The 26,885-nt window shown below is 61.3% G+C and carries 24 protein-coding genes; 15 read left to right on the top strand and 9 right to left on the bottom strand.

Going from position 1 to position 26,885, the window contains the following annotated elements; translation table 11 throughout:
- The first annotated feature begins 103 nt into the window (after positions 1–103).
- The 6 genes from JFX23_RS04360 to miaB all read left to right on the top strand — a co-directional run bounded on the left by JFX23_RS04360 (position 104) and on the right by miaB (position 5,016).
- The gene (locus JFX23_RS04360) at positions 104–418 is read left to right on the top strand and encodes a helix-turn-helix domain-containing protein (RefSeq protein ID WP_005961729.1); all 315 of its coding nucleotides are present in this window, start codon (positions 104–106) and stop codon (positions 416–418) included.
- A 2-nt stretch (positions 419–420) separates the two neighbouring features.
- Positions 421–654, top strand: a complete 234-nt coding sequence (locus JFX23_RS04355; RefSeq protein ID WP_005961728.1) for a DUF3046 domain-containing protein — start codon at positions 421–423, stop codon at positions 652–654.
- Positions 655–939: 285 nt separating this feature from the next.
- The gene (gene recA, locus JFX23_RS04350; RefSeq protein WP_040313481.1) at positions 940–2,046 is read left to right on the top strand and encodes a recombinase RecA; all 1,107 of its coding nucleotides are present in this window, start codon (positions 940–942) and stop codon (positions 2,044–2,046) included.
- 6 nt (positions 2,047–2,052) lie between these two features.
- Positions 2,053–2,646 carry a regulatory protein RecX gene (locus JFX23_RS04345; RefSeq protein ID WP_005961726.1) on the top strand — a complete coding sequence of 198 codons (594 nt, stop codon included), beginning with the start codon at positions 2,053–2,055 and terminating at the stop codon, positions 2,644–2,646.
- 341 nt (positions 2,647–2,987) lie between these two features.
- The gene (locus tag JFX23_RS04340; protein ID WP_005961725.1) at positions 2,988–3,482 is read left to right on the top strand and encodes a CinA family protein; all 495 of its coding nucleotides are present in this window, start codon (positions 2,988–2,990) and stop codon (positions 3,480–3,482) included.
- Positions 3,483–3,492: 10 nt separating this feature from the next.
- A complete protein-coding gene (miaB, locus tag JFX23_RS04335; RefSeq protein ID WP_332874671.1) occupies positions 3,493–5,016 on the top strand; it encodes a tRNA (N6-isopentenyl adenosine(37)-C2)-methylthiotransferase MiaB in 1,524 nt (507 codons plus the stop codon).
- Between the two features lie 626 nt (positions 5,017–5,642).
- On the opposite strand, the gene JFX23_RS04330 is transcribed toward miaB, so the two are convergent.
- Together JFX23_RS04330 and JFX23_RS04325 are read right to left on the bottom strand one after the other, a co-directional pair.
- Entirely contained in the window at positions 5,643–6,200 is a 558-nt protein-coding gene (locus tag JFX23_RS04330) for a YbjN domain-containing protein (protein ID WP_198775882.1), read from the bottom strand.
- On the bottom strand, positions 6,193–6,639 hold the full coding sequence (locus JFX23_RS04325) for a histidine kinase (RefSeq protein ID WP_198775881.1): 447 nt from the start codon (positions 6,637–6,639) through the stop codon (positions 6,193–6,195). The genes JFX23_RS04330 and JFX23_RS04325 overlap by 8 nt, the downstream gene beginning before the upstream one ends.
- Before the next feature lie 172 nt (positions 6,640–6,811).
- Between JFX23_RS04325 and miaA the strand changes: the two genes are divergently transcribed.
- Positions 6,812–7,849 carry a tRNA (adenosine(37)-N6)-dimethylallyltransferase MiaA gene (miaA, locus tag JFX23_RS04320; RefSeq protein ID WP_198775880.1) on the top strand — a complete coding sequence of 346 codons (1,038 nt, stop codon included), beginning with the start codon at positions 6,812–6,814 and terminating at the stop codon, positions 7,847–7,849.
- A gap of 274 nt (positions 7,850–8,123) precedes the next feature.
- On the opposite strand, the gene JFX23_RS04315 is transcribed toward miaA, so the two are convergent.
- Complete coding sequence (locus tag JFX23_RS04315; RefSeq protein ID WP_198775879.1) at positions 8,124–8,741, bottom strand: class I SAM-dependent methyltransferase; 618 nt, start codon at positions 8,739–8,741, stop codon at positions 8,124–8,126.
- Positions 8,742–8,989: 248 nt separating this feature from the next.
- Between JFX23_RS04315 and hflX the strand changes: the two genes are divergently transcribed.
- From hflX to JFX23_RS04300, 3 genes are all read left to right on the top strand, one after another.
- Positions 8,990–10,651: a GTPase HflX gene (gene hflX / locus JFX23_RS04310; protein ID WP_198775878.1), complete on the top strand. Its 1,662-nt coding sequence runs from the start codon at positions 8,990–8,992 to the stop codon at positions 10,649–10,651.
- Positions 10,644–12,617 (top strand): ATP-dependent DNA helicase, encoded by a 1,974-nt coding sequence (locus JFX23_RS04305; RefSeq protein ID WP_198775877.1) that lies wholly within the window; start codon positions 10,644–10,646, stop codon positions 12,615–12,617. The genes hflX and JFX23_RS04305 overlap by 8 nt, the downstream gene beginning before the upstream one ends.
- A gap of 192 nt (positions 12,618–12,809) precedes the next feature.
- The gene (locus tag JFX23_RS04300) at positions 12,810–13,799 is read left to right on the top strand and encodes an L-lactate dehydrogenase (RefSeq protein WP_005961710.1); all 990 of its coding nucleotides are present in this window, start codon (positions 12,810–12,812) and stop codon (positions 13,797–13,799) included.
- A gap of 251 nt (positions 13,800–14,050) precedes the next feature.
- Here the strand turns inward: JFX23_RS04300 and lexA are convergent, their stop codons facing one another.
- On the bottom strand, positions 14,051–14,758 hold the full coding sequence (lexA, locus tag JFX23_RS04295; protein ID WP_198775876.1) for a transcriptional repressor LexA: 708 nt from the start codon (positions 14,756–14,758) through the stop codon (positions 14,051–14,053).
- A 188-nt stretch (positions 14,759–14,946) separates the two neighbouring features.
- On the opposite strand from lexA, the gene JFX23_RS09345 reads away from it, so the two are divergent.
- Together JFX23_RS09345 and nrdR are read left to right on the top strand one after the other, a co-directional pair.
- Complete coding sequence (locus JFX23_RS09345; RefSeq protein WP_233050566.1) at positions 14,947–15,429, top strand: LysM peptidoglycan-binding domain-containing protein; 483 nt, start codon at positions 14,947–14,949, stop codon at positions 15,427–15,429.
- 69 nt (positions 15,430–15,498) lie between these two features.
- Entirely contained in the window at positions 15,499–16,161 is a 663-nt protein-coding gene (nrdR, locus tag JFX23_RS04285; RefSeq protein ID WP_416153021.1) for a transcriptional regulator NrdR, read from the top strand.
- A gap of 156 nt (positions 16,162–16,317) precedes the next feature.
- Here the strand turns inward: nrdR and JFX23_RS04280 are convergent, their stop codons facing one another.
- From JFX23_RS04280 to JFX23_RS04270, 3 genes are all read right to left on the bottom strand, one after another.
- A complete protein-coding gene (locus JFX23_RS04280) occupies positions 16,318–18,126 on the bottom strand; it encodes an AMP-binding protein (protein ID WP_198775875.1) in 1,809 nt (602 codons plus the stop codon).
- 106 nt (positions 18,127–18,232) lie between these two features.
- Positions 18,233–19,438: a phosphoglycerate dehydrogenase gene (gene serA / locus JFX23_RS04275; protein ID WP_198775874.1), complete on the bottom strand. Its 1,206-nt coding sequence runs from the start codon at positions 19,436–19,438 to the stop codon at positions 18,233–18,235.
- 113 nt (positions 19,439–19,551) lie between these two features.
- Positions 19,552–21,960: a HelD family protein gene (locus JFX23_RS04270; RefSeq protein ID WP_198775873.1), complete on the bottom strand. Its 2,409-nt coding sequence runs from the start codon at positions 21,958–21,960 to the stop codon at positions 19,552–19,554.
- A gap of 476 nt (positions 21,961–22,436) precedes the next feature.
- On the opposite strand from JFX23_RS04270, the gene JFX23_RS04265 reads away from it, so the two are divergent.
- The gene (locus JFX23_RS04265) at positions 22,437–23,594 is read left to right on the top strand and encodes a proteasome assembly chaperone family protein (RefSeq protein WP_005961691.1); all 1,158 of its coding nucleotides are present in this window, start codon (positions 22,437–22,439) and stop codon (positions 23,592–23,594) included.
- On the opposite strand, the gene JFX23_RS09495 is transcribed toward JFX23_RS04265, so the two are convergent.
- Both JFX23_RS09495 and JFX23_RS04260 read right to left on the bottom strand, forming a co-directional pair.
- A complete protein-coding gene (locus tag JFX23_RS09495; RefSeq protein WP_005961689.1) occupies positions 23,588–23,722 on the bottom strand; it encodes a hypothetical protein in 135 nt (44 codons plus the stop codon). The genes JFX23_RS04265 and JFX23_RS09495 overlap by 7 nt on opposite strands.
- A gap of 50 nt (positions 23,723–23,772) precedes the next feature.
- A complete protein-coding gene (locus JFX23_RS04260; protein WP_198775872.1) occupies positions 23,773–24,648 on the bottom strand; it encodes a spermidine synthase in 876 nt (291 codons plus the stop codon).
- Between the two features lie 36 nt (positions 24,649–24,684).
- On the opposite strand from JFX23_RS04260, the gene dinB reads away from it, so the two are divergent.
- Together dinB and JFX23_RS04250 are read left to right on the top strand one after the other, a co-directional pair.
- Positions 24,685–25,935 (top strand): DNA polymerase IV, encoded by a 1,251-nt coding sequence (gene dinB / locus JFX23_RS04255; RefSeq protein ID WP_198775871.1) that lies wholly within the window; start codon positions 24,685–24,687, stop codon positions 25,933–25,935.
- Between the two features lie 30 nt (positions 25,936–25,965).
- Positions 25,966–26,358 (top strand): DUF3040 domain-containing protein, encoded by a 393-nt coding sequence (locus JFX23_RS04250; protein WP_198775870.1) that lies wholly within the window; start codon positions 25,966–25,968, stop codon positions 26,356–26,358.
- The last annotated feature ends 527 nt before the right edge of the window (positions 26,359–26,885 follow it).

Here is a 26,885-nt window from a genome sequence, read left to right as displayed (position 1 = left end):
ACAAGCCGAAAAGTCGGTGTTGAGCTGCAGGAGGAGTGGCCGAGCCGGACTTGAAGGCCGGTATGGAGATGCGCGGCTGAGCCCTGCGCGATAGGCTCACCATATGAACGCTTCTGCCGCTCCCGCTCCGCTGTTGCGGACTGAACTCGGTGATGTCCTGCGCGACCTTCGCCGTCACCAGGGGCGCACTTTGCGTGAAATCTCTTCGGACGCCCAGGTTTCCCTGGGATACCTCTCCGAGGTTGAGCGCGGCCAGAAGGAAGCGTCCTCCGAACTCCTTGAGGCGATCTGCCTGGCGCTCGGCGTGCCGCTCTGGTTCGTCCTGCGTGAGGTTTCTGAACGTATGGCGGTCTCTTCCGGCATCGTCGTACCTGACACGGTGCCCGAAGATCTCGTGCCCGTCACCCTCATTTCCTGAACGTGAAGACTTCGGAGTTCTGGGACGCTGTCGATTCTGTTTTCGGCCCCACCCTCGGGCGCTCTTACGCTGCGGACCTGTATCTGCCCGCGATCTCCGGTACCTGCCTGGAGGCGCTTGAGGCGGGTCTCGCCCCACAAAGGGTGTGGGAGGCCCTGGTCGATGAAACCGGTGTGGGGGAGTCGTGCAAGTGGTTTCACCGCCTCGACGCGAAAGCGAAGCGCTCGCTGCGCTGAGCTCCTGGTGTGCTTGCGTACCGATTCCTGAGGGTCCGCTTCCGTGTCTCAACACGCGCGCATTTCGACGCGAGTCGAACACCTGTTCCATGTATGATCGTTCGCTGACGACACCTGAGGGTTCATCCATCCACAGCCAGGGTTCATCCACAAGCGTGATGGGGGATGGTCCGCAGATGCCTATGGTCGGGCATACCGTCGTTGCGTCGCCCCGGAGAGGGGATGACGCTCCCAGACCGGATCACCCGTGAGCCGGAGAGGCTCGAAGCGTTGAGAGGACATCCCATGGCAGCTGCATCGCGTAAGCGCACGAGCGAACGAAAAGCTGAAGACCGCAAGGGCGATAAGAGGAACAAGGCCCTCGAACTCGCGCTCTCCCAGATCGACAAGCAGTTCGGCAAGGGTTCCGTCATGCGCCTCGGCGATGACACGCGTCCCCCGGTTCAGGTGATCCCCACGGGCTCCCTCGCTCTCGACGTGGCCCTTGGTATTGGCGGGCTGCCGCGCGGCCGCGTCATCGAAATCTACGGCCCCGAATCCTCCGGTAAGACCACCGTCGCTCTTCACGCTGTGGCGAACGCCCAGAAAGCGGGCGGCAATGCCGCATTCATTGACGCCGAGCACGCCCTCGACCCTGTGTATGCGAAAGCCCTAGGCGTCGACATCGACAACCTCCTCGTCTCCCAGCCTGACACTGGCGAACAGGCCCTCGAAATCGCCGACATGCTGATCCGTTCCGGGGGTATCGACATCATCGTCATTGACTCGGTCGCTGCCCTCGTCCCGAAAGCAGAGATCGAAGGGGAAATGGGTGATTCCCACGTTGGCCTTCAGGCGCGCCTCATGAGCCAAGCACTCCGCAAGATCACCGGTGCCCTCTCGGCGACCGGCACGACCGCGATCTTCATCAACCAGCTCCGCGAAAAGATCGGCGTCTTCTTCGGCTCCCCGGAAACCACGACCGGCGGTAAAGCCCTCAAGTTCTACGCCTCGGTTCGCATTGACGTTCGCCGCATCGAAACCCTGAAAGAAGCGGGAGCCCCCGTCGCGAACCGCACGCGGGCGAAAGTCGTGAAGAACAAGATGGCGCCGCCCTTCAAACAGGCCGAGTTCGACATCGTCTACGGCAAGGGCATCTCGCGTGAAGGCTCAATCATTGATATGGGAGTCGAAGCGGGAATCATCCGAAAATCCGGCTCCTGGTTCACCTACGGCGACGATCAACTCGGCCAAGGCAAAGAGAACGTCCGCCAGTTCCTCGCAGACAATCCCGAACTCGCCAAAGAGATCGAAGACAAGATCCTCATCTCCCTCGGAATCGGGGAAGCACCCGAGGCCGAGCCGGAGCCTCTTCCTGAGGTGATCGACCCTTCAGAGGACGCCGGTTTCTGATCCGAAATGGTCCGCTACCTCGATCCTGAAGATCATCCCGAAGGGGCCCAGACGCGGCGAAAGTCGCGCCTCAGCCCAGCAGAGCGCCTCCAACGCCTCAAAGAACGCAATAGTGCCCTCGAAGGAGCAGCAGCGATCGAAGGGGCCCGCGAGCTTGCCCTGCGCCTCTTGGATACGCGCTCGCGTTCCACGGGGGAGCTGCGACAAGCGATCGAATCGAAGGGCTTTTCCGCTGAAACTGCCGAAGAGGTCATCACCAGGCTCAGGCGCGTCGGCCTCATCGACGATGCGGCCTTTGCCAGGGCACTCGTATCCGATCGTTTCACCGGCTCGGGCAAAGTGGGGCGCGCCCTCGTTGAGGAAATGCGCCGCAAAGGCCTGGACCCTAAGACCATCGAGGCCGCCATGGAAACACTGGAGCCTGATGACCTGCGTCAGCGCGCACTCGAACTCGCCAGAAAACGCCTGCGCACCATGTCGCAGGTTCCCAGAGACGCGGCCTTTCGCAGGCTCGCGGGGATGCTCGCTCGCAAAGGGTATTCGCCCTCGATCTGCACAGCGGTTGTGACTCAAGTACTCGAAGAACGCGAAGAAGAATAGGGGAGCAGGCGGGGGAGGGGAGTTCACTTCACCGCTGATCGTTCCCGATTGAGGATTTCATCACTCATCATCCCCGCTCGGAAATCTCAGCGCTGCTCGTCCCTTGGTTGAGAATTTCGTCGCAGACCCCTCCCTTTCGGGGGAATCCAGGAGAAAACACGCTCGCCCGCAACCCTCTTGCGAAAAAGAGAAGGAGCAGACACTCCACTGTGCAGCACTCTCAGCGCGCGTGCCGGGCTCAGCTGCGCTCGCGATCCGCAAGGGAAATCCCCGCTGCGACTCCTAACGTGCGTCCCTCGATCACCCGCGAAACACCCAGCTTTCACGCTTAGCCTGGATGCATGGACGACACTCACCTCATCGAACTCCTCGACACCCTCGCCGAGGCAGAACTCACCCTCGCGCTCGCAGAATCGCTCACCGGGGGTGCTCTATGCGCAAGGCTCGTCGACGTGCCCAAAGCCTCCCGAGTGCTGCGCGGAGGAGTGTGCACCTACGCCACGCCACTCAAAGCGACTCTGCTGGGGGTGGACTCCACACTGCTCGCCGAAAAAGGACCCGTTGACGCTGAGGTCGCCCGCCAAATGGCCCAAGGAGCCCGCAGGCTCATGGGTGCCAAGCTCGCCCTCTCCACCACAGGAGTCGCAGGCCCCGGGCCCGCTGAAGGACACGAGGCGGGAACCGTGCACATTGCTCTCGCCTGGTCGAAAGGAGTCGTACACCGAGAGCTCCACCTCACAGGCGACCGCGCTCACATTCGATCCGGCACAGTCAACGCAGCCCTCGAACTGCTCAAAGAAACCCTCGAATCGGGAGGAATCCTTGACAGCCATTAGACTGCACGCCGTGAATGCCGAGACCACCACCGCCCTGCCCAAGACCTACGCCATCCGCACCCTCGGGTGCCAGATGAACGTCCACGACTCGGAAAGAATGGCGGGATTACTCGAACAGGAGGGACTCCTCCCCGTCTCCCTCGTCCCCGCGGCAGCTGAACGCGCAACGGAAGCGGGGGATTTGGGTGCAGACGTCCTTGTCATTAACACCTGTTCCGTGCGCGAAAATGCGGCGACCAAACTTTTCGGCAACCTCGGCCAACTCGCCGCTGTCAAACGCGAACGCCCAGGCATGCAGATCGCCGTCGGAGGCTGTCTCGCCCAGCAGATGCGCGAAGGCATTATCGAGAAGGCCCCCTGGGTGGATGCGGTCTTCGGGACCCACAACATCGATGTGCTCCCCGTCCTCCTCAAACGCGCTGCCCACAACCACGAGGCCGCCGTTGAAATCGAAGAATCTTTGAAGGTATTTCCCTCGACCCTGCCAACCCATCGGGAATCCGCATACGCCGCATGGGTGTCGATCTCGGTGGGCTGCAACAACACCTGCACCTTCTGCATCGTCCCGCATCTTCGAGGTAAAGAACGCGACAGGCGTCCTGGTGAGATCCTCGACGAGATCAACGCCGTCGTCTCCCAAGGCGCCATTGAAGTGACCCTACTGGGCCAGAACGTCAACTCCTACGGGGTCGGCTTCGGTGAGCGCGGAGCATTCGCGGCCCTCCTGCGTCAATGCGGCCAGATCGAGGGGCTTGAACGCGTGCGCTTCACCTCGCCCCACCCGGCCGCCTTCACGGACGATGTCGTTGCCGCAATGGCGGAGACGCCGAATGTCATGCCGAGCCTTCACATGCCGCTCCAGTCCGGATCGGATGCCGTATTGCGTCAAATGCGACGCTCCTACCGGCGTGAACGCTTCATGGGGATCCTCGAAAGGGTTCGCGCCTCCATTCCTGAGGCCGCGATCACGACCGATATTATTGTTGGTTTCCCCGGCGAGACTGAAGAGGACTTCCAGCAGACCCTCGAGGTTGTTGAACAGGCACGATTCTCCTCCGCCTTCACCTTCTTGTACTCTCCGCGCCCGGGCACCCCTGCAGCGGATCGCGAAGATCAGGTTCCCGCCGAGGTCGCGCTCGACCGCTACAAGCGCCTCATTGCCCTCCAAGAGGGGATCTGCACTGAGGATAATGCGAAGCTCGTTGGCTCCAGCGTTGAGGTCCTGATCTGTGAGAGCGAAGGCCGTAAGGACGGAGCGACCCATCGTGTTACGGGTCGGGCCCGCGACAACCGCCTCGTGCACGTTGCCCTGCCTGAAAATGCGTCGAAGGTGGATCTTCCTCGGCCCGGCGATATGGTGACTGCACGGGTGACGTATGGTGCACCGCACCATCTCATCGCCGACTCCGCGCTCGAAGGCGGATTGTGGCAGCTGCGGCGCACTCGTGCAGGAGACGCGTGGGAGCAGCGTCAAGCTCAAGAGGAGGACCAGCGAGTCTCCTTGGGGATTCCAAGGATTCGAGTGGGCCGCTGAGGCGAGAGAAACACTCGAGCGCTAGTTGCGCGTGAGGAAACACTCGAGCGTTTGTCGCGTGTGAGGAAACACTGGAGCGCTTGTCACGTGTGAATTGGTGGGGCCTTCAGCGCCTGGCATCTATGGAACACTGGGCTGCAACTGAGCTGTGAGACTCTGGGCGTCTGTGAGGCAGTGGACTGCGACCGAACTGTGAATCAGTAGTTCCTTGGTCAGTTGTGAAGCAGGGGGTTGCTGCTGAAACATGAAGCATTGAAGGGTCGATTGCTTAGGGAGCTGTAGCCGCTGAGCAGGGAAAATATTTGATCTCGGTCACGATCGAGGCCGCTTGGTGTGAACTCGCAACGTGAGTGTGAATCGACAGTCACAATAGGAGAGCGGTCGTCACAACGGCGTGGGGACCGTGTGCGGCCCCAGATAAGAATCGAAGGTCGAAAAGGGGAGAGCGTGGGTCCGGTCAACGACCAGACCCACGCTCTCTCTCCGTTGTCACTTGTGTGCCGGGCTCGCGTGATTCTATGGGGTTCCCGGCGCGTAGGGCTCTTCGTGCGTCCCGTGCTCACTTGGGCACTGGGCTCACATGTGCGTCAGGTTTCCCTCGTTCAGGCTCACTGACGCGCGTGAACTCACTTACCCGCTTCGGCCACAAGAGTCGGCAGAAGTTGAAGCGCCTGAGCCGTCACAGAAACGCCGCGCCGCACCATGGCGTGGATCTGACGATCCGAAAGCCCCTCGGCGACGAAGAAACGCGTCGCGAGGATGAAGAAACGGGAAGACTCATCACTGAGTGGGAACACGGTTGGCTGGAGGTGATCAAGATTCCAGGTGTTCGCAATCTCGCCGAGCACCTCGAGCCCGGGACTCTCGTCCTCGAGGGGGAGTTTCGCTTCGAGCTGGAGCCAGGGCGAGTCGGCGGGTTCGAGGTGGAACTGCATGCGAATGCCATTGACCTCGGTGACGGCCACGAACTCATCGGAGGCATGTGGCAGGCCATCGCCCTCAATGACCTTCTCGATGCGCTTAATCGACACGGGCTCAACCTCGACGCCCCACTTTGTGGCGGCCGCATCAGCTTCCATTCCTGGGGTGGGGGCCGGTGCACTCGGCTCATCCTCGGTGGGAGTGGGCAAGGCGAAGCCGTTCTCGTCTTCACCGCCAAAGGTCCAGGACTTCCATTCAGGCATTCGGGGCCTCCTTCGCCCAGGGGTCGACGAATTGCTCGTCAAGGCGGTTCTGCACAGCGATACACGACAGGATGAACTGGGAGATCTCCCCCTTGATCTGCGTATCGGTCGCACCAACAACCCAGTTGAAGCAGTGGAAGAAACGCACAGAGAGCATTCCCTCCTCAGTGGTCACCAGAGCGGCTTTGGGAACGTAGGTCGTCGCGTTGAACGTGCGCACCACTTCAGAGAGTGTGTCTCGGTGACAGGCGTGGAAACGACGGGGATATTCCGCAACTCCCTGCGCGGGCGAGCCCTCGGGCAGAACAATGCGGATGGTGCGATTCGGAAGGATCGCGGCGATCTGCGTCTGGCCGGCGAGGAAGGGGAAGAGCCCGATCGTCTCCAGTGCTTTCGCAACGCGCTCGATCGTGATCGGATCGGTGCTGGTTGAACTCATGCCCCAACTCTATCGGGCTGAGGAGTTGTCGTCGGGCTGGCGAGTCTCTTCGGGCTGGGGCCCGTACCACTACTGCCCTTCCCATGCGTTCGGCGTCGTCGAGGATGAGCCCACTCCCAGCCGCGCCCCTGACATGCGGGTAGTGCTCCTTCCGTACAATGACGGGGTGGTGATGACTGAGGATTTCACAGCCCCTTGTGCCCCTACGCTCCAGCGGCCGGGCGACTTCGTCATCGCCGTTGTCGGTCCGACAGCCTCAGGAAAATCGGACTTGGCTCTCGACCTCGCTTCGGCACTGCCCGAGTTTCTCGAATCAGGGGCGGGGGAGATCGTTTCAGCAGATGCTTTCCAGCTCTACCGCGGCATGGACATCGGCACAGCGAAGACCCCTCTCGAGGAACGGCGCGGCATCCCTCACCATCAGATCGACGTCCTCAACGTGAAAGAGGAGGCCTCCGTCGCCCGCTATCAGCAAGCAGCCCGCGCCGACCTCGCTGATATTCGAGGACGAGGGGGCCTTAGCGTGGTCGCAGGCGGATCGGGCCTGTATCAAAGAGCTCTCCTTGATGTGATCGACTTTCCCGGAACCGATCCGCGTGTTCGCGCCGCCGTGGAGGCCGAGGCCGAGGGCCCTTCGGGGTCTCGCGGGCTCCATGCGCGTTTGGAGAGCCTCGATCCTGTATCGGCCAGCCGGATCGACCCGCACAATACGCGGCGCATCATTCGGGCCCTGGAAGTCATCGAGTTGACGGGCCGCCCCTATTCCTCGCACATGCCTGAAAGACTCTTCCAGCGCCCCTCGATCATGCTGGCAATCCGCCATGATCTTGAGGTCCTCGACGAAAGGATCCGCATTCGGACTGCGCGAATGTTCACAGATGGCCTCATCGAGGAGACTCGTGAACTGATGAAAGAGGGCCTCGAGGAGGGCAGGACCGCTCGACGCGCCACGGGCTACGCGGAGGCGATCGCCGTCGTCAAGGGTGAGATGAACGAGGACGAGGCCCAGAACTGCGTTGAACTTGCGACCCGGCAATTGGCCCGCAGGCAGATCAAGTGGCTGCGCCCTGATCCGAGGGTGTTCTGGCTCGAGGCCGATGATCCAGCGCCTTTGAAGGATCGGGCGATCGCCCTCGTTCGTGAGGCTGTAGACGCTGCGATGGAGCGAGGGGCTGTGGAGATTGCCGAGGGGGATGCGAGGCAGGAATGAGCCTGCGGGCAACTGCGATGGGGCGTGAGGTTGAAGCCCCTGTCGACGGGGATATGAGTTGGGAATGAGCCTACGGGCCGCATACGGGAATCCCCAGATCATGCGGTAATCCTGCGTGCCGCAGGGCAATCCTTCGGGCCATAGCCCAAGCCTGCAGGCCGTGCACGGTCTTCCACCGACCGGTCATTGTGCGGCTGGTCCTTCTGCCCCCGGTCCTCAGTGATTCAGGCCCCGGTCCTGAGTAATCCAGGCTCAGGCCCCGGCCTTGAGGGAATCAGGCCCCTGGGCGCACCTCAATGATGCGGAAGCCCTTCTTCGAGGCGATCTTACCCGCCGCATAACCCTGACCATTGAGCCAGGCGATCAGAGAATCCGCGCCGAGATTGCGCTGCACAACGAAATAGGCGACACCGCCGGGCGCAAGACGATCACACCACCGGCGCAGCAGGGCATGCAGAGCCTCCTTACCGATGCGGATCGGAGGATTCGACCAGATGACATCGAAGCGAGCATCCTCGGCCTCGACAGTGGCGAGAGCATCCTCTTCGAGCATCGCACGAACGTTCGGGCAACCATTGAGGGAGGCATTACGGGCAGTGAGATCAACGGCGCGCGAGTTCACGTCAACAGCCCACACCTCCGCTTCAGGAGAATCCTTCGCCATGGTCAAGGCGATCGGCCCCCAGCCGCAGCCGATATCAAGGAAACGGCCAGACTCTGGCAACTCCGGCGCCTCCGAAAGGAGCTGACGGGTGCCCAGATCAAGGCGAGACGCAGAAAAGATCTTCGCAGAGACGCGCATAGAGAACTCGTGGCCTCGCGCCTCGATGGTGATGGTGCGCAGATCGGAGTCGGCGGCCGGCACCTGATCGGAGAAATACTGTTCGCTCACAGGCACAAGCCTAACGGTACGAAGAGGCTTCTCCTTGCCTTCGCAAGGGGCTCTCGTCCTCAACTCGAGACGATACAACGAGGCACTGGCCCCACAAGGAAGCAACACAGCGGGCCGTACACCTCGAAAGGAGCCGAAAAGGCCGCGTCCTCAAAAGGAAGTGTTGTGCTCAAAGTGGGGCGAACACACTCGGCTGCGCCCATAAAGGCGTGACACACTGGAAGCCCACCTTGTGAGAAAGGACCTTGATGGACAAGCCCCTCGAAGAGCGCGAGCTGAACGACTCCCTAGACGAAGAGCGCGCACAGAGCATCGTCGCCCGCATCCTCGCCAGGCGCGGCACCGCTCTCGAATCGACCGAGGGACAAGACCACTCCTGGGATGCCGGGATGCTCGAAAGGGAAGCGAGAGCGGGAACCCGACGCATCCAAAGCCAGAGGAACGACCGCGAAGATATTTCCGAGGTCGAATACCGTCAGATCCGACTCGAACGCGTCGTCCTCGTGGGCCTGAGGACAACCCAAAGCGAAGAAGAAGTCGACACATCACTGAGAGAACTCGCCGCGCTCGCGGAAACGGCCGGCTCCCAGGTCCTCGACGCCGTCGTCCAAAAGCGCGTGAAACCAGATCCGGCGACCTACCTGGGCTCAGGCAAAGCGAAGGAACTCGCCGACATTGTGCGCTCCGCCGAAGCCGACACCGTGATCGTCGACGAAGAACTCACACCCTCTCAGCGTCGAGGCCTCGAAGACGTCATCGACGCGAAAGTCGTGGACCGGACCGCGCTGATCCTCGACATTTTCGCCCAACACGCCAAGTCCAGGGAGGGCAAAGCCCAAGTAGAACTCGCCCAACTCGAATACCTGCTACCGCGCCTTCGCGGCTGGGGCGAATCGATGTCGCGCCAGGCCGGTGGCCGTGTCGCTGCGGGCGCAGGCATTGGTTCGAGAGGACCGGGCGAGACGAAGATCGAACTTGATCGTCGCCGCATCCGCACGCGCATGGCGAAGCTGCGTGAAGAGATCCGCAAAATGGAACCCGCCCGGCGCACTCAACGCCTCTCCCGGCGCCGCGGCGCAGTCCCCTCCGTCGCGATCCTCGGCTACACGAACGCAGGAAAGTCGACCCTCCTCAATCAGCTCACGGACGCGGGGGTCCTCGTCGAAGACGCCCTCTTCGCGACCCTCGACCCGACGGTGCGCCGCACTGAAACCGTAGATGGGCGCGCCTACACGCTCACCGACACCGTCGGCTTCGTCCGCAACCTCCCCACCCAGCTTGTCGAAGCCTTCCGCTCCACGCTTGAGGAAGTCGGGGAGGCTGATCTGCTCGTCCACGTCGTTGACGCCGCACACCCCGATCCCGTCGGCCAAGTGGAGGCCGTGCGCCTCGTCCTCGCCGATATTGAGGGAGCTTCGAGCATTCCCGAAATCATCGTCTTGAACAAGGCCGACCTCGCCTCGCCCGAGCGCCTCGCCCTCGTCCGCACCTACTTCCCCGAAGCGGTCGTCGTGTCGGCGTACACGGGCCTTGGCATTGATGTGCTGCGCCACCGGATTGAGGAGGCCCTGCCTCGTCCGAGCCTGCTCATCGACTGCGTCATCCCCTATTCGCGCGGCGACCTCGTGCACACGATCCACGAGGAGGGCGAGGTCGAGCGCGAGGAGTACGTTTCGGAGGGGACGCGCGTCATCGCCCGCGTCAACGAGCGCCTCGGAGCACACATCAAGGAGGCGGGGATCGTCCTGAACGGCGTTGGGGGAGCCTCTTCCGCGGGCGCGGGAAGTCTTAAGCAGGCCCTGTCCATCGGCGCGGGAAGCCTTGAGGGGACTATGCCCGACAAGAGGGAAGGCTTTGAAGGCGCTGTGCCCAAGAGGATGGAAAGCCCCAAGGGGAGTCTGGATGACTGAGGGTCCAGATCCGCTCGACATCCTCTCCCTCGTTGTTGAATCGATAGGAGGGAGTGCACGCCCCGGGCAAGTGGAAATGGTCCGTCGGATCGCCTCCGCCATCGAAGACGAGGGACAACTCCTCGTCCAAGCGGGAACGGGTACCGGCAAATCAATCGGATACCTCGTCCCCCTGCTCGCCCATTGCGTCACAACCGAGCAAAAAGCACTCGTCACGACCGCGACCCTCGCGCTTCAACGTCAAATCCTGTCCAAAGACGCCCCCAGAGTCGTGGAGGCCATCGCCGAGAAGACGGGAATCCGCCCAAAGGTCGCCGTCCTCAAAGGCTGGTCGAACTACCTGCGCCTGCATCGCGCGCAAGGCGGCTACCCCACTGAGGGCACCCTCTTCGAGGGAATAGAAACGAACACCGGGAAAGTGTCCGACCTGGGCACACAGGTGCTGAGACTGCGCGAATGGGCGTCAACAACCGACACCGGTGACCGCGATGAACTCGTACCAGGAGTCTCAGACAAAGCCTGGCGCCAGGTTTCAGTCTCAAAAAGGGAATGTCTGGGCAGTTCGTGTCCGCTGCTCGAGGAGTGCTTCCCGAAAGCAGCTCGCGAGAAGGCCGGAGAGGCTGACCTCATCGTCACGAACCATTCACTCTTCGGCATCCACTGCACCGGCGAGGCTGAAATCCTGCCCGACTTCGGGCCGGTCGTCGTCGACGAGGCCCACGAGCTTTCCGAGCGCGTCCGCACGCAAGCCAGCCAACTCCTCTCACAGGGCATCGTCACGAGAATCGCCCGCACGATCCGCTCTCAAGCGCAAGTGGATGCCGAGGACCTCGAAAACGCCGGAACAGAACTCGCAGCGGTGCTCGCACCCCTCGAAGACGGGCTCATGCTCGAACGCCCCGAAGCGCTCGCGGAGGCGATGCGCATCATCGACGACGCCGCCCGGCGCGCCGCATCAGCAATCCAAGATTCTGGCGCCGAACAGGCCGGGAAAGTGCTGGCGCGCGCCGCCCTCGACGAGATCACGGGCTTCGTGGATACCTGGTCCCAGGACCCGAAACTGACGATCCTTTCCCTATCCCGTTCGGATCAGGGCTCGGGAGAACTCTTGTCGATCAGCCCCCTCGAGGTCGCGCCCCCACTGGGCCTCAAGGGATTCAGCGACAGGCCCGCGATTCTCACCTCCGCGACCCTTTCTCTGGGGGATTCCTTCGACGCGATCGCACGCGAATGCGGATTCATGATGACTGAGAGGCCTTTCGAAGGTATCGACGTCGGAACCCCTTTCGCCCCTGAGAAACAGGCGATCATGTACATCGCGAAGCACCTGCCAGAGCCTGGCCCAGGAGGCCTGAGCCCTGAAGCAGGCAAGGAACTCGTTGAGCTCGCGAAAGCATCGGGCGGGGGAATGCTCGGCCTCTTCTCCTCCTGGAAGGCCGCCGAGCGCGCCGCCCAGCTTCTTAGGGAGCACACGGATTTAACAATCTATATGCAAGGGGATGAGACCCTGAGCGCCCTCGTTGATCGATTCCGTGAGGAAGAGGACTCCTGCCTCATCGGTACGCGCTCCTTGTGGCAGGGCGTGGATGTCGTCGGTGGGTCTTGTCGGCTCGTTGTGATTGACCGCATCCCCTTCCCTCATCTCAATGATGCGGTTGCGAAGGCTCGTTCAATCGATGCGGAGCGCAAGGGTTTTTCGGGCTTTCACACGGTGTCCTTGACGCAGGCGGCACTGCTCATGGCGCAGGGCGCGGGGCGTTTGCTCAGATCCGCCCAGGATCGGGGAGTGGTGGCGATCCTGGATCGTCGTGTGCTGACGAAAAGCTACGGCTCCTTCATCCGCCAGTCGATGCCGAAGATGTGGCCGACGACGGATCCGCAGCTCGTGCGCGCTGCTCTCAAACGTCTCGCAACATCACATGAGGCCGCCTCGGGTGGACAAAGGCGTGGGGGAGAAGAAGCGTAGAAGGACGAGGGCGTGAGGTTCCCGCTTCTTCTCTGAGTCTCGTCGAAGGCGGACAAGGTGGACGAAGGGCCCAACGTGCGTACAGCGGAACTCACAATTCAGGTCCCCGTCGGGTTGCATTCGAAACTAGGTGGTGCATTACGGGGTGTGACCTGACACTATTGGTCCTGGGCCTTATGGAAGGAGCTAAGAGTGGCAGCGAACGCTAAGAGCCTGTACCCGTCCAAATCATCCGGTCGCCCTTCGAAAATCGCGATCGTCGGAGCTGGTGCCGTCGGCACTGCAGTCGCCTACGCCTGTGCGATGAGGGGCGACGCCCGTTCGATCGTCCTTCAAGACATCAACAAGGCGAAGGTCGAGGCCGAGGCACTCGACATCGCGCATGGTATTCAGTTCACCCCCTGCGGATCGGTCGAGGGCTCTGACGACGTGGAGATCGTCCGCGGCGCGGACCTCGTGATCGTTACCGCCGGTGCGAAGCAGAAGCCCGGGCAGTCGCGCCTGGAGCTCGCCGGTTCCACCGTCAACCTCATGAAGACGATCGTGCCGAACCTGCAGAACGTCGCACCCGATGCGCGCTTCATGTTCATCACGAATCCGGTCGATGTCGTGACCTACGTGGCCCTGAAGATCACGGGACTGCCACGCAACCAAGTCTTCGGTTCGGGCACAGTTCTTGACACTTCGCGTCTGCGTTACCTTGTTTCGAGGGAGACCGGAGTCGCGACGCAGAACATCCACGCCTACATCGCCGGCGAGCATGGTGACTCCGAGGTTGCCCTCTGGTCCTCTGCCGAGATCGGCAACGTGCCGCTTGAGCATTGGGGCCCCACCCTCGATGGTGGTCTTTTCGATGCGGCACTGCGCAACAGGATTGCGGAGGAGGTTGTTCGCTCCGCCTACAAGATCATTGACGGCAAGGGCGCAACGAACTACGCGATCGGACTGTCGGCCTCGAATATCGCCGGCGCCGTGCTGCGCGATGAGAACCGTGTCCTCACGGTTTCGACCCTCCTTGAGGATTGGGAAGGCATCTCGGATGTCTGCATGGCTGCGCCGACGATTGTTGGCCGCGAGGGTGCGGGCCGGGTGCTCAACCCTCCGCTCACCTTGAAGGAGCGTGATGGCCTGACGGCTTCGGCAACGCGTCTGCGTCAGGTCGCACGGGACCTGGGCTTCTGATTCTCGCTGTGTAGAGTCTCGAAGCTGAGGGGATCTCGTCTCCCCCTCCCCGACAACGATTGAGGGGCGGCACCTTAAGGTGCCGCCCCTCTCGTGTGTCCTCGTCCTCCTTCAGTGAGTAATCGGCAGCACCATCCTTTAAGATGAGGGATCGTAGGACTTGCTTCTTAGACGAGTGAGCATAAGGCGGTTGATTGAGATGAGTGAGCGCGGCACCCTCCTCTCAGGTGAGTGAGCACAAGACAGTCGATTCAGACGAGAGAGCGCAGCACCGTGACGACCTTGCCGAGGATCGTTGCCTCATCGCCGGGGATTGGCGCGTAGTCCTCATTGCAGGGCAGAAGCCAGATGTGACCGTCCTTTTTCGATAAAACCTTGACTGTCGCCTCGCCCTCGATCATTGCGGCCACGATCTCTCCGGGGGTGGCGCTGCTTTGTGAGCGGACGACGACGAAGTCTCCGTCGAGGATGCCCGCGTCGATCATTGATTCTCCTGAGACTTCGAGCATGAAAAGGGAGCCGTGGCCGGTCAGGCGGGTGGGCAGGTCGAAGACGTCCTCAATGTGCTGTTCGGCGGTGATCGGGGAGCCAGCGGCAATCCGGCCAACGAGGGGAACGCTGGAGAGTTCCTCGTCGACGTGAGCTGCGGGCAGGTCGATCGTCACGACTCTCGCGCTGACAGGTGATTCTGGGTGATCCTCCGTGGAGTCAGAGTCGACGCCGAGTTGAACTCGAGCGCTCTGAGAGAGTTCGAGGGCGCGGGGAAGGCCCGGGACCCTTTGCAAGTAGCCAGAGCGTTCCAGGGCGTCGAGGTGATGCTTCACGGTCGAGGGAGAGGCGAGGCCCACGCGGGCGGCGATCTCGCGGACTGAAGGGGGGAATCCGTGGGCTTGGACCTCTTCGTGGACGACGAGGAGGATCTGGCGTTGCCGCGGGCTCAGCGGGCTGGTCTCAGTCATGACGATTCCTGTCGATCGATGGGAGGACGCAAATGCCTATGGCCTCTGTTCCACTGATAGGGCCAGGCTATCGGAGCCTGGGGCGTGAATGAAACACATGTTCGAGAAAGTCTCGACTTTGCGCACTCATGCTGATATCGTACAGATGTTCGACGAACAAGTGTTCGATTCGATCGGAGGGGATACCAATGAGTACTCAGAACTCGGCACTTCACCTTGAACAGCGGCGTCTTGTCTGTGTTCCACCTATTCCAGGTGCGGATGTCGTTGAGATCAGCATGGCTCCTTCTGTTCGCCGTCGTCGCGAAGTCCTGCTCGCAGAAGATCCTGCGATGCATCGTCGTCCATGCGTATCCCGCCTTGAGGGGGAGCAAGATGGGGCGTTGGAGGCGCCTATCTCTTTGGCCTCTGTTGTGCGCTTTGCGCTCGGGCTGATGGCTGCTCTTGTCCTTGGGGTGGCGGGTGTGGGAATTGGAATGCTTTTGTCGCCCGGGGTCTACTCCGGTCCGACCGCTGTGCATGGTGTCGTCGCAGGTGAGTCCATCTGGTCGATCGCGCAAGGCGTGAACACGGATCGCCCCCTTGAAGATGTTGTCACGGACATTAGAGCTCTCAATGATGTTGAAGGGGCTCTCATGGTTGGCCAGCAGATCAAGGTCCCGATTCGCTGAGCCTTCTTCAAATGTGGAAGATGTTTCGGGTGTTACCACTGAGGTGTGTGAAGCGTGTAGCGTGAAGGGGTGCATTGCCCTTTCTGTCATAACCCGGACTCGCGTGTTGTCGATACGCGTATTGCGGACGATGGTGCCTCAATCCGTCGTCGGCGGGCGTGCATCGTCTGCAAGAAGCGTTTCACAACCCTTGAAACCTCGACCTTCCAAGTGGTGAAACGCTCCGGCGTCGTTGAGTCCTTCTCCAGGAACAAAGTCGTTTCGGGTGTGAAAAAAGCGTGCCAGGGCAGGCCGGTCACAGATGACCAGCTCGCCCTTCTCGCCCAGCAGGTCGAAGAGAAACTGCGATCGTCTGGCGTTTCGAATGTCTCCTCCGATGAAGTCGGCAAGGCGATCTTGCCCTTCCTGCGTGATCTTGATGAGATCGCCTACCTGAGGTTCGCCTCCGTCTACCATGCCTTCAACAGCCTCGACGATTTTGAAGAAGCGATTGATGCCCTGCGTTCGCGCACACAGGACATTGACTCTCAGGATTCACATGAGGTGAAGTCATCGGGGGAAGGCGTGAAGGGGGAGGCTGGCGCGAAGAAGACCTCCAGCAAGGGAACTGGTGGAAAGACGCCTCCTGAGAAGAAAGACACGGCGAAGAAAACAACGCCGAGTACGGGGGCCTCGAAGAGGCGGCGCTCGAGAAAAGCCAAGCCACAGGCCGAGACCCTCCTCGACGCCTAAACGCTTTCGGCCCGTTTTCCGGGCGAGCATTTTCTATCTTTTGTGAAAAGGAAGAATCGGGGTTAGTGGCAGGAACGAGGAGGAACGTCCTCAGGCCCCAGCCCTGTCGTTTGGAAAGCCCTGGGCGGGCATTCTTCTACTGCTCAGCATTTCCTCTCACTCGCGGTTCTTCAAACTACGAAGCTTCGCGGCAGCGCTCGCAGCCGCAGAATCGGCCGCGCTTCTCACCTGATCAGCGGCGCTGCGCATCTGATCGGCCGCATTCCGGACCTGACCGGCAGCGGTGAGTACAGAATCAGCGGTGTCGAGAATCTGCTCGCGGACCTTCTTACGCATGACTTTGCCCAGCTGAGAGCGCGGCAGCTCAGTCATGACGACAATCTGGCGGGGAAGAGCATAGTGAGCGATCGACTTCTCCGCCCACTGGCGCACGTCCGCCAGGGTGACCGAGGCGCCTGCTTCAAGGACAACCGCGGCGACCACATTCTCGCCCGCGCTTCCTGCGGGAAGGCCAATGACTGCGATATCGCGAACGCCCGGCATATCTCGAACGGCGTCTTCAACCTGGCTCGGGTACACATTGAAACCGGAGGCATTGATCATCTCCTTGCGACGATCAGCCATATGGATGAAGCCGTCCTGGACGCGCACGAGATCACCCGTACGCAACCAACCATTCCACAAGGCTTCTGCAGTCTCTTCGGGGCGCTCCCAGTAGCCGCTAAAAACTTGCGGGCCTTTCACAATCAATTCGCCGATCTCGCCCTCGGGAACATCCACTCCAGGATCCTCGGGATCAACAATCCGAACCTGAGTCGAGGGGAAGGGAATGCCCAAAGCGCCGGGGCGGCGAGAATCGGACAGGGGAGAGCCAAGGATAATCGGGGAGGCCTCAGTCATGCCATAGCCCTCGACCATGAGGCCACCGGTCGCCTCTTCCCAACGCTTCGCCAATTCCCCAGACAGGGGCATCGCTCCCGAAAGGGAGAAAGTCATTGAGCTCAGATCAACATCCATTGTCTCCGCTGTCTTGAGTAGGCGCTCATACATCGGGGGGACACCAAGGAAGAAGGTGCAGGGCAGGCGCTTTTGGCTCGTGAGGATCATCGTTGTATCGAACTTGGGGAACAACGCGACGCTTGCACCGAGGCGAAGCCCCGCAAAGAGCCCAATCGTGAAACCGAAAGCGTGGAACAAGGGCAGAACGCAGTAGAAGACTTCTGCGCCTTCGTGGAGGACAGGAACCCAGGCGATCGACTGGGCAATATTGGCGAGGATGTTGCGGTGCGTCAGGGCTGCACCCTTCGGAATGCCGGTCGTGCCACCAGTATGAATGAGGAGGGCAAGGTCGTCGGGGCTGACGGGGCGCTCGTTCAACCAGCGGGGTGATTGCATGACCTCGCGATCCCAGGACCGCGTCCACGTGGGGGGCTTGGCGGACAAAGCCGTGCGCTTTTCCTTCGCCGCCTTCACGGGCAGGCGCAGGAGGAACTGGGTGGCCCCCGGCATGGCACGTGTGAGGTCAACGGAGAAGACGGTCGCCTCGTCTTTGAGGAAAGCAAGTTTGTCGATGGACTTCTCCCAGGCGATGACGACTCGAGCACCATGGGCTTCGAACTCTTTTTTAATTTCGAGGACGGGAGACAGGGGGTTGTGCTCGACGACGATACCCCCGAGAGTCATTGTCGCGAGGATCGCAATGACATGTTGAGGACAGTTCGGCATCATGAGGGCAACGCGATCGCCTGGGGCGACGCCCGCGCGGGCGAGCACTGATGCGGCGCGCCGGACGCGGTCAACGAGTTGCGCGTAGGTGATCGAGCGGGAGAAGAAGTCGAGGGCGACGCGTTGCGGGTATCGGCGTGCCACTTCCTCCACCATTTGCGGCAGCGTAAGTTCGGGGATTGAGACCTCGAGGGCAACGCCGGGCGCGTAGCCGCGTCGAAGATCGTCGGTGAGGGACACAGTGCCTCCGTTAATCGACTTTACCTACGGAACCGTAGGTTACTCTACGAGGAGCCGCCCTGGGATGAGCACGAGGGAAAGATCTCACCCCCAAGCCACGACACCTTCACAGGCGAGTCGTGATCAGACGGATCGTATCCTTCATGGAACGGATCTTCTCGATCGCCTCAACAGGCAACTCGGAGTTGATATCCGTGAGCACGTAGCCTGTTTGCCCCGCAGTTCCAAGGATTTGAGCACCGATGTTCGCGCCAGTCTGGGCGAAAGTGTTGTTGACGGTTGCGAGGACGCCGGGGGTGTTGCGATGGATGAGGGCAATCCGGTAGCGCGATTCCTCGGAAGCACTGAGCTGGAGGTTCGGCAGGTTCACGGACATATCGGTCGAGCCCGTGTTCTCATAGTCGGCGATCTTGCTCGCAACAAAACGACCGATGTCGTATTGAGCCTCTTCCGTAGAACCTCCGATGTGCGGAGTGAGGATCACATTGTCGAGTTTTGCCAGAGGAGAGGTAAAGGGGTCGCCGTTCTTATTGGGCTCTTCGGGGAAAACATCGACTGCCGCCCCGGCGAGATGACCTAAGACGAGGGCGTCGTGGAGAGCATCGATATCGACGATGAAGCCGCGCGACAGGTTGATGAAGAGAGCTCCGGGTTTCATCATCGCGAACTCGCGGGATCCGAAGAGATTAGCGTTGACGAGTTGGCCGTCAACGTGGACTGAAACGATATCCGCTTCACGCAGCACGGATTCCATCGTCGGCATTTGTGTGGCATTGCCGAGGGCGAGGCGCTCGGCGACGTCATAGAAGATGACATTGAGGCCCATCGCTTCCGCGAGCACGGAAAGCTGAGTGCCAATATTGCCATAGCCGATGATGCCGAGGGTTCGGCCTCGGACCTCGTGCGCGCCGTCAGCGGACTTGTCCCAGATGCCACGGTGAAGACGCGAGTTCTTCACAGTGACGCGTCGACACAAGTCGATGATCTCGCCGATGGCCAGTTCGACCACGGAACGGGTGTTGGAGTAAGGGGCGTTGAACACGCAGATACCCAACTCGGTCGCCGCTTCCAGGTCGATTTGATTCGTTCCAATGCAGAAGGCGCCAATTGCTTTGAGCTGCGGGTTCGCTTCGAGCACTTCACGGGTGACGCTCGTCTTCGAACGCAGGCCGAGGTAGTCGACTCCTTGAAGAGCTCGGATCAGTTCGGCCTCGTCGAGGGCTCCGGGGTTGCGAACGACCTCGATACCGTTCTTCACGAAAACTTCGTCGGCGGTCTTATGGGGATTTTCAAGGAGGAGTGCTCGCGTCATGATCGAAATGGTGCCAGAAAACTGGTGAGCACGGGAAACGCGTTTACCTTCTGAACATTCGGCTCGCCCCGAACATCGGGTTCACCATTCCTTAGGCTCGCGCCTCACCGGGCTTACCATTCCTCCATTCCCGCTGGGAGTTCTCCTTCATGAAGGACAGTCACATCGTGGGTGGCTCGCGTCAGGGCGACGAAGAGATCCCCTGGGCCGTCCTCGAGAAGTTCTGCGGGCTCAACGAGGATCACCGAGTCGAATTCGAGGCCCTTCGAGGCCGGAGCGGACAAGAGCGAGACTCGCGAGTCCAAGCCCCGACTTCCCGTCACATCCGCTCCCCACATCGAAGCGCGCTGAGAACCGACGATCACCGCGACGCGGCCTGAGCCTTCACCGGACTCGGCATCGAGACGTTCGAGGGCGAGGTTCACCGCCTGCTTCACCGCGCTCACGAGTCGCTCGTGAGTGTGAACGCTCTTGCGGCCAATCACAGGCTCATGGCCTGCTAAGGATTCGCCCCCTCGCAAGGTCTCGTCTTGCTGCTGGACCTCAGCCTTCGCCTCAGCTTCGCCCCCCGGGTGGGCCTTGCTTCCCGAACAGGCTTCACCTTTCGCCTCGGTTGGGCCCCCCGCTTCGCTCTCAGTTTCGACTCTGACAACTCGGTAGCAATCCTCGACATCTCGCACGGCCTTCATGGGGTGGACGACGGGCTCACCGGCCCGAGCCATCACCGACTCAGCGATAGCGGTCAAAGTCGCCGGGGTCCGGTAGGAGACGGAGAGCACGTACTCGCCCGAATAAGCGCGGCGAGCCGGTCCCAGGGCCTCGACCCAGGTATGGGGGCGATTCTTCCCGCGACGCTGATCAAGGTCTCCCACGATCGTCATCGAGCGGGAGGGACAGCGTCGAAGCAGTGCGCGCCACGCCATCGGCGACAGGTCCTGTGCCTCGTCGACGACGATGTGACCGTAGGCCCACTGGCGGTCAGCGGCCGCCTTCTCCGTCAGGGGGCTCCACTCGACCTCGGCTCTCGCAGATGCGGCGAGCTGGGCGGCGGTCACAATGCCCCCACCCAATCCTTGCCGATCAATTGCCTCCTGAGCTCGCTTGATCTCCTCTTTTGCGGTGGAGTCGCGACGACTCCTCCTCGAGTTCGGCATCGGACCGAGAAGCTCTTCGAGTTCATCGAGCAGCGGCACATCTGCCGGCGTCCATTCACCCCCATGCCGCTCGACAAGTTCCAGATCCGCATCCTTCAAGGGATGCCTCGCCGAGGCATTGAGAGCGCGGAGAAGCTGTGGCCTCGCATACAGGCGCGTGAGAAGAGTCTGAGCACCCGTGGGCATCCACGCCAGGTTGATCGCACGACGAGCATCAATGGAATCTCGAATCTCCGCAGTCCAGCTCGCAATGTCCTCTTCTTCGACTCGCCCGAGCCCTTCCGCGGCTTCGCTTGCGAGACGCTTGGCGAGCGTCTTCATAAGCTCGCGGGCGAAAATCTCTCGCGCCTCGTTGTGCGTCTTATGGGAGTTGCGCGCACGTTTGAAGGCCGCGTTCACGTCCTCGGGAAGAAGATCAACACTGCGGTTCCACACTTCAAGGCGCACAGGCTCGTCAATGAGTCTGGGAAGGGAACGGACCGCCTGGCGCAAAAGTCTGGACCAGCCGGAGCGTCCCTTCGCCTGCGCGACGGCGAAAGCTTCGCTGCCCCTCGCGCTGATCCCGGGAAGCAGGTCGCCAAGAGTCGTGGAAACAACGCCCGTCTCACCTAAGGAAGGCAGGACCTTTTCGATGTATTGGAGGAAAACCCGAGAAGGCCCGAGCAGAAGCACCCCGGAGCGCTCAAGACGCTCGCGCTGCGAGTAGAGAAGATAGGCGATGCGGTGCAGCGCCACAGCAGTCTTGCCGGTCCCCGGCCCGCCTTGAACGACGACTAGGCCATCGTCGGCTGCGCGAATGATTTGATCCTGTTCAGATTGGATCGTCGCCACAATGTCGCCCATTCGCCCATCGCGCGCCTTTGTGAGCGCGGACATGAGGGCCCCTTCTCCTTGAAGATCCAGGGCGCTCGTGGAGTGTGAATCGAGGAGCTCATCTTCGATTGCGGTGACGTTCCGCTTTTTCGTTGTGATGTGGCGGCGCCTGACGACCCCTCGTGGTTCGACAGCGGTCGCCTGATAGAAGGGCATCGCGGCGGGGGCGCGCCAATCGATGAGAAGAGGGATGCCTTCCTCGGTGAGGAGTGAGAGCCTGCCGATATGGTGGACGAGCCCTTCTTTCGTATCGAGTCGGCCGAAGACGAGGCGTTCTTCGACCCCTTCGAGGCGGGCTGCCATATCTCCCAGGTGAGAGGAGATCGCGTCCCTTTCAGTCCAGCCCTGTGCATTGCCGACGCCGTGCGTGGCATGAGCCTTCGCTTGGCCTTCACGGTAGGAGCGGCGCAATGCGTCGAGACGCGCGTAGGCGGCGTCAACGAATTCCTGCTCTGGGAGGGGAGGCCTCGAGTGCGTTGAGGGCTGCTCGGCCATGCGCTTCCTTTGCGGTCGGTGAAGAGGGGTAAACCATTGTGCCTCATGTGCAGCCGGAGGCTTCGCCAAGTCCACGGAGAAGAACCGGCCAGGTGTTCTCTTGTGTTCGTGGTGGCCCTCGCCCTCGTTTCGTGGTGTCTGGGGCGTCGTGCTGATGGTGTTCTTTCTTCTTTTTCGTGGTGCCCCCTCGTCCTTGCTCATGGTGCCAAGGCCTTGGCCCCAGTCCTTCTGTGGCTCGGCCCCGGCTTCTGCCTGTCTTGCAGGGTGTGTGGGAGGGGACCTCGGTTTTCGTGTGGCTCGGCCCTCGCCCTCGTTCGCCCCGGCCCTCGCCCTCGTTCGTGATGTCTGTTCTTTCTCGCCTTTGCTCTCGTTCTCCTTCGCTCATGGCGCAACTCGTGGATCTAGGCGCGCATCGCTTTGTCCATCCAGGTAGCGTGGAAGGGGCATGAGAACTGACGACCTGAAAGGAGAGGCCCGTGCGCTCAACCGATGAAGACCTCTTCTGGCGGGGAGATGTCGAGGACACGAAGGCGCGGATCCTCGTCGCCCAGTTCAACGGTGCTTTCGATGCGGGTGGTGCCGCTCGTCTGGCAGTTGAAGAGATGCTGCGTTCGCTGCCCACGGAACGCGTCGCCACTTTCGATACGGATGCTTTCCTCGATTACAGGTCTCACCGGCCTTTCGCGACGGTGAGTGACTGGGTGCTCGAGTCCGTGGAGATGCCCGAACTCGTCCTCGACCGAGTCAAAGACGATCTCGGCAACCCTGTGCTGGTGCTTCACGGTGCTGAGCCGGATGCGAAATGGGAGTCCTTCTCGAGGATCGTCACCGAACTTGCGACCCGAGCGGGTGTAGAGATCGTCGTTTCTTTCAACGGAATGCCCTCGGGGGTTCCCCATACGAGGCCGACGCCCGTTCATGTCCAGGCTACGGAAAAGGCCCTTATTCCTGAACAGCCTCAGATGGCGGCGACCTTGCGTTTCCCAACGCCGATGACGACTTTCCTGCAGGAGCGGCTGGCGAATCAGGGGATTCCGGGGATCGTGTTCCTCGCCGCCATCCCCTTCTACGTCGCGGATGCCGCATATCCTGCAGGCGCCTCCGCACTCTTGAGTGCTTTGTCGGATCTGGCGGACTTGTCTCTTCCCGTGGGTGAACTCGAACAGGACGCCGCCGAAGAACACACGGCGATCGAGCGGATTTTGGAATCGAACTCGGAGATGCAGCGCACTGTGGCCGCCCTCGAGGAACACTTTGATGCCTTGAGCGGAGCTGGCAAAGACGGTGTTCCCCCGGGAGAGTGGGCTGAACGCACTCCTTTGAGGTCTGAGCGCAAGACTGAGAAGGACATTGGCGACGTCATTGAGGCGTATCTCGCGAACCTCGCGGAGCAGCCAGAAAAAGACGAGGCAGAAGAGGCGCAAGCGGAAGAAGAATCGGATCCGCTTCAGGCGGCGCTGCGCCGTGTTGAGCTGCGCAGGCTGAACCCGAATGCTCCCAGGAACGTCGGGCGCCCTCGCCATAGCGCTCAGCCTGAATCAGATGAGTCCGCTGCTTCGTCGAGTGCGGGGCCTTCAGCCCAGGGCGAGTCCGCAAGTGGCGAGCAGAACTCGGGCGAAGAATCCTCTCACTGATTCTTTTGAGGGGACTCGACGAACTCGGCACCGTCTTGAAGGGGCCCGTCATAAAAGTGCCCGTAGTGAAGGCTCGTATCTTGAAGGGCGCCGTCTGAAAGGACTGCAGCTCGGGCTTTCGACGCCACGCCCACACCTTGAGCCACGCCCACGCCTTGAGCCACGCCTGCGCCTCGAGTCAAGCCCGGGCTTTCGAAGCCAAGTCTTCGCTTTGAGTCGAGTCTGCGCCTTGAGCCACGCCCACGCCTTGAGATGAGGGTTCTGGATCGAGGAAGGGCTTGGCACCCGCGCACCATTTCTCCAGCGCCTTCCCATGGGTGACTCGGGCAGGAAGTGGCAGTGTGCGCAGTCGCCGATCGAGCTCATCAATCGGATACGCGCAGTTACTCGCAACGACGAGAACATTACCGCGCCGACCCGAGCGACCGACCTTCGGATCCTGGATTGAGCACAGCTGCGAGAACTCTTCTCGAAGCGAGGCGATCTCGCGCCTGGCGTCCTCGCCGCCCCCGTGGGCGCAGTTGAGGAGGAACAACCCCTCAGATTTGAGAACTCGCCTCGCCTCACGGGCAAAGCCGGTGGTGCGCAGATGAGCGGGGACTTTCCCCTCGTCGAAGGTGTCGCGGACGATCACATCGAAAGAGGCGTCTTTCATGGAGCACATGACGGCGCGAGCGTCCCCAACCCGGATGGATAAAGCCGGAGAGCGAGGCAGATCGAACCAATCGCGTACAGCGCCCGCGAGGCCGGGGTCGATCTCGACGGCGCTGTGACGCGAGCCGGGCCGCAGAGTAGCCCAAGCAAGAGGGAGGGCACATGCAGCTCCTCCCAAGTGGAGTGCTCGAATCCTCTGCGGAGCAGGAAATACTGCGTCGAGGGCGCAGTTCGCGTGCTGCATGTACTCGAATTCAAGGATCGAGGGATCATCAGTGTGGATCGCTGAGGATTCGACGCCGTTGAGGAATACGGTGGCAATGGGCCCATCCCAGCGGATCTCGACCTCGCCCGAATCGACTGTGTGGAATTCACTTCCGCGCGCTGATACCCGTGCCATGGGGGACACTGTAGCGAGACGAGGAGAGGAGGGGATATGTCGAATGCGCCGCGCGACGCCAGGGGGCGCCGCTTTTGGGGAGATGACGATTCAGCGACCCCGATCCTCCATATCGACATGGATTCCTTCTTCGCGCAGGTTGAGCTCGCCGAAGACCCTTCTTTGGCGGGCAAGGAGATCATTGTTGGGGGGACCTCCAATCGTGGGGTCGTTACCTCGGCCACTTATGAGGCGAGGGCGAAGGGCGTGCGTGCGGGCATGCCGATGGCTCGGGCACGACTTTTGTGTCCCGAGGCGAGGGTCGTGCCTTCACGCCGGGGCGCCTATTCGGAGTATTCGAAACGTGTCATGGCGATCCTCTCTTCGGTGACTCCCGAGTTGGAGCAGGTGTCGATTGATGAGGCCTTCCTCGACGTGTCGGGGGCGAGACGGCGCTTGGGTTCTCCGACGAGCATCGGGCGCATGCTGCGGGCTCGAATCCGCGAAGAAGTGGGGCTTCCTGCGAGTGTGGGCATCGCTTCTTCCAAATCTGTCGCGAAGATCGCGTCTTCGAATGCGAAACCCGATGGCCTCCTCCTCATCCCAGCGGATAGGACTGTGGAGTTTCTTCATGGATTACCCGTGGGTGCCCTATGGGGAGTTGGGGCCGTGTCCGCCAAACGCTTCGAAGAGGCGGGCATCGACACGATCGGAGATCTGGCAAAGCTGGAGATGTCTCGGCTGAGCCGCATTGTGGGAGTCGCCAATGCCCACCGGCTTCATGATCTGGCGTGGGGGATTGATCGACGCAGGGTTGCGCCCCAGCGCGAGGAGAAGTCCATTGGAACGGAGCAGACCTTCGATGAGGACTTGCGAACCCGCGAGGAAGTGGAAGCCTTCCTCCTCAAGGCCTCCCACGAGTGCGCCCAACGTTTGCGCGCTCACGAATGGGTTGCGTCGACGATTGTCCTGAAACTGCGTGATCCTGCTTTCAAAACTCTGACGCGTTCCACGACCCTTCACGCCCCGAGCGACGTCGGGCGCATTGTCTTCGAGGCTGTGAAGGGGCTTTTCGAACGTGAGGTGATGCCTGCGGGTGGAGTTCGCCTCGTGGGGGTCCGCTGCGAGGGATTGTGCTCAAGGGACGAGGGGATCGCTGTCACTTTGGACGAGGACGGCAAGCCCCTCGCCTCGGAGCGTGCGATGGATTCGGTGCTCTCGCGTTTTGGAAGGAATGCGATTGCGCCGGCGACTCTGATTCAGCGCCCTGGTGGAACTGAATCGCTTGAGGGTCACGCGACGGATTAGACTGGGGGTACGGATCTGAAAGGAGGCGTCGTGGCTCTCTCCGATTATGAGAAGCAAGTACTCGAACAGATGGAAGAAGAGTTCCGTCGTGCTGACCCGGCTTTCGCGTCTCAAATGGAGTCTCCCATTGAGGACCATGCCCCACTTCGCCTTTCCCCCCGTCGCATCGCAGCGGGAGCATTGCTCGCCGTTGTGGGCCTTATCGTTCTTGTTGCTGCGGTGTCTCTCGGTTATTCGCTTGTGTCGATCCTCCTGGGCGTCGCTGGGTTCATTTTGATGGTCGGCGGTGTGTGGTTCGCGATCTCTTCGCCGAAAGGCAGTGGGGTTCCTTCTCTGAAGAAGAAGGTGAAGCGCCAGCGGAGTTCTTGGGCGAGTTTCCTTGCGGATCAGGAGCGTCGTTGGCAAGAGCGGGGCCGTCACTGAGTTTTGCTCGGATCTGGAATCCGGGATTCTGAGAGTGCGCCTTGTGCGTGCGCCCCTGTGATTATTGCGTGCGCCCTTGTGCTTGTGTGGTCCACAAGTCGAACACTGTGTCGTGGATCGTTGGAGTAACCCCAGGTCGAGGTCTGGTCTTTGCGTGTTGTGCAGGGGTTATGTCCGACTTGTAACCAAGGTCGTGCCCTGCGGTGCGCATTGTTATGGGGGTGTGTCCGACGTGTGGGCGAGTGCTGTGCCCGGGCGTGAGCGCTGTGCCCGGGCGCGTAAGCGCTGTGCCCAGGAGTGAGCGCTAAGCCCCTGGGCGCCCCCACTTTCCACCCCGGGGCGTTCCCTGATCGTCCCCACTTTCCACCCTGGGGAGTGAGTGCTGAGCCAGCGGGGGAGTGAAGGCTGTTTGCCACCATCCTCCCCATGCTGTTCCCTCGTCCCCACTTTCCACCCCGACCCGCCCCCTGTTCCTCCCCACTGCCCACCCCGAGCTGCTCCCTGATGATCGAGGTCTGGGTGCCGGT

It is taken from the genome of Schaalia cardiffensis, assembly GCF_016405145.1.
GTDB classification, from domain to species: domain Bacteria; phylum Actinomycetota; class Actinomycetes; order Actinomycetales; family Actinomycetaceae; genus Pauljensenia; species Pauljensenia cardiffensis.
The sequence above is the reverse complement of the archived record's forward strand: the minus strand, read 5'-3'. Positions and strand labels throughout refer to the sequence as shown.

Excerpts from the sequence above, each read along its gene's own strand:
- JFX23_RS04345 (WP_005961726.1), top strand. The coding sequence starts at position 2,053 with ATGGTCCGCTACCTCGATCCTGAAGATCATCCCGAAGGGGCCCAGACG.
- recA (WP_040313481.1), top strand. The coding sequence starts at position 940 with ATGGCAGCTGCATCGCGTAAGCGCACGAGCGAACGAAAAGCTGAAGAC.
- JFX23_RS04260 (WP_198775872.1), bottom strand. The coding sequence starts at position 24,648 with ATGGCACGGGTATCAGCGCGCGGAAGTGAATTCCACACAGTCGATTCG.
- JFX23_RS04325 (WP_198775881.1), bottom strand. The coding sequence starts at position 6,639 with ATGAGTTCAACCAGCACCGATCCGATCACGATCGAGCGCGTTGCGAAA.
- JFX23_RS04340 (WP_005961725.1), top strand. The coding sequence starts at position 2,988 with ATGGACGACACTCACCTCATCGAACTCCTCGACACCCTCGCCGAGGCA.
- miaA (WP_198775880.1), top strand. The coding sequence starts at position 6,812 with ATGACTGAGGATTTCACAGCCCCTTGTGCCCCTACGCTCCAGCGGCCG.
- lexA (WP_198775876.1), bottom strand. The coding sequence starts at position 14,758 with ATGACTGAGACCAGCCCGCTGAGCCCGCGGCAACGCCAGATCCTCCTC.
- JFX23_RS04305 (WP_198775877.1), top strand. The coding sequence starts at position 10,644 with ATGACTGAGGGTCCAGATCCGCTCGACATCCTCTCCCTCGTTGTTGAA.
- hflX (WP_198775878.1), top strand. The coding sequence starts at position 8,990 with ATGGACAAGCCCCTCGAAGAGCGCGAGCTGAACGACTCCCTAGACGAA.
- dinB (WP_198775871.1), top strand. The coding sequence starts at position 24,685 with ATGTCGAATGCGCCGCGCGACGCCAGGGGGCGCCGCTTTTGGGGAGAT.
- JFX23_RS09345 (WP_233050566.1), top strand. The coding sequence starts at position 14,947 with ATGAGTACTCAGAACTCGGCACTTCACCTTGAACAGCGGCGTCTTGTC.
- serA (WP_198775874.1), bottom strand. The coding sequence starts at position 19,438 with ATGACGCGAGCACTCCTCCTTGAAAATCCCCATAAGACCGCCGACGAA.
- JFX23_RS04360 (WP_005961729.1), top strand. The coding sequence starts at position 104 with ATGAACGCTTCTGCCGCTCCCGCTCCGCTGTTGCGGACTGAACTCGGT.
- JFX23_RS04330 (WP_198775882.1), bottom strand. The coding sequence starts at position 6,200 with ATGCCTGAATGGAAGTCCTGGACCTTTGGCGGTGAAGACGAGAACGGC.
- JFX23_RS04270 (WP_198775873.1), bottom strand. The coding sequence starts at position 21,960 with ATGGCCGAGCAGCCCTCAACGCACTCGAGGCCTCCCCTCCCAGAGCAG.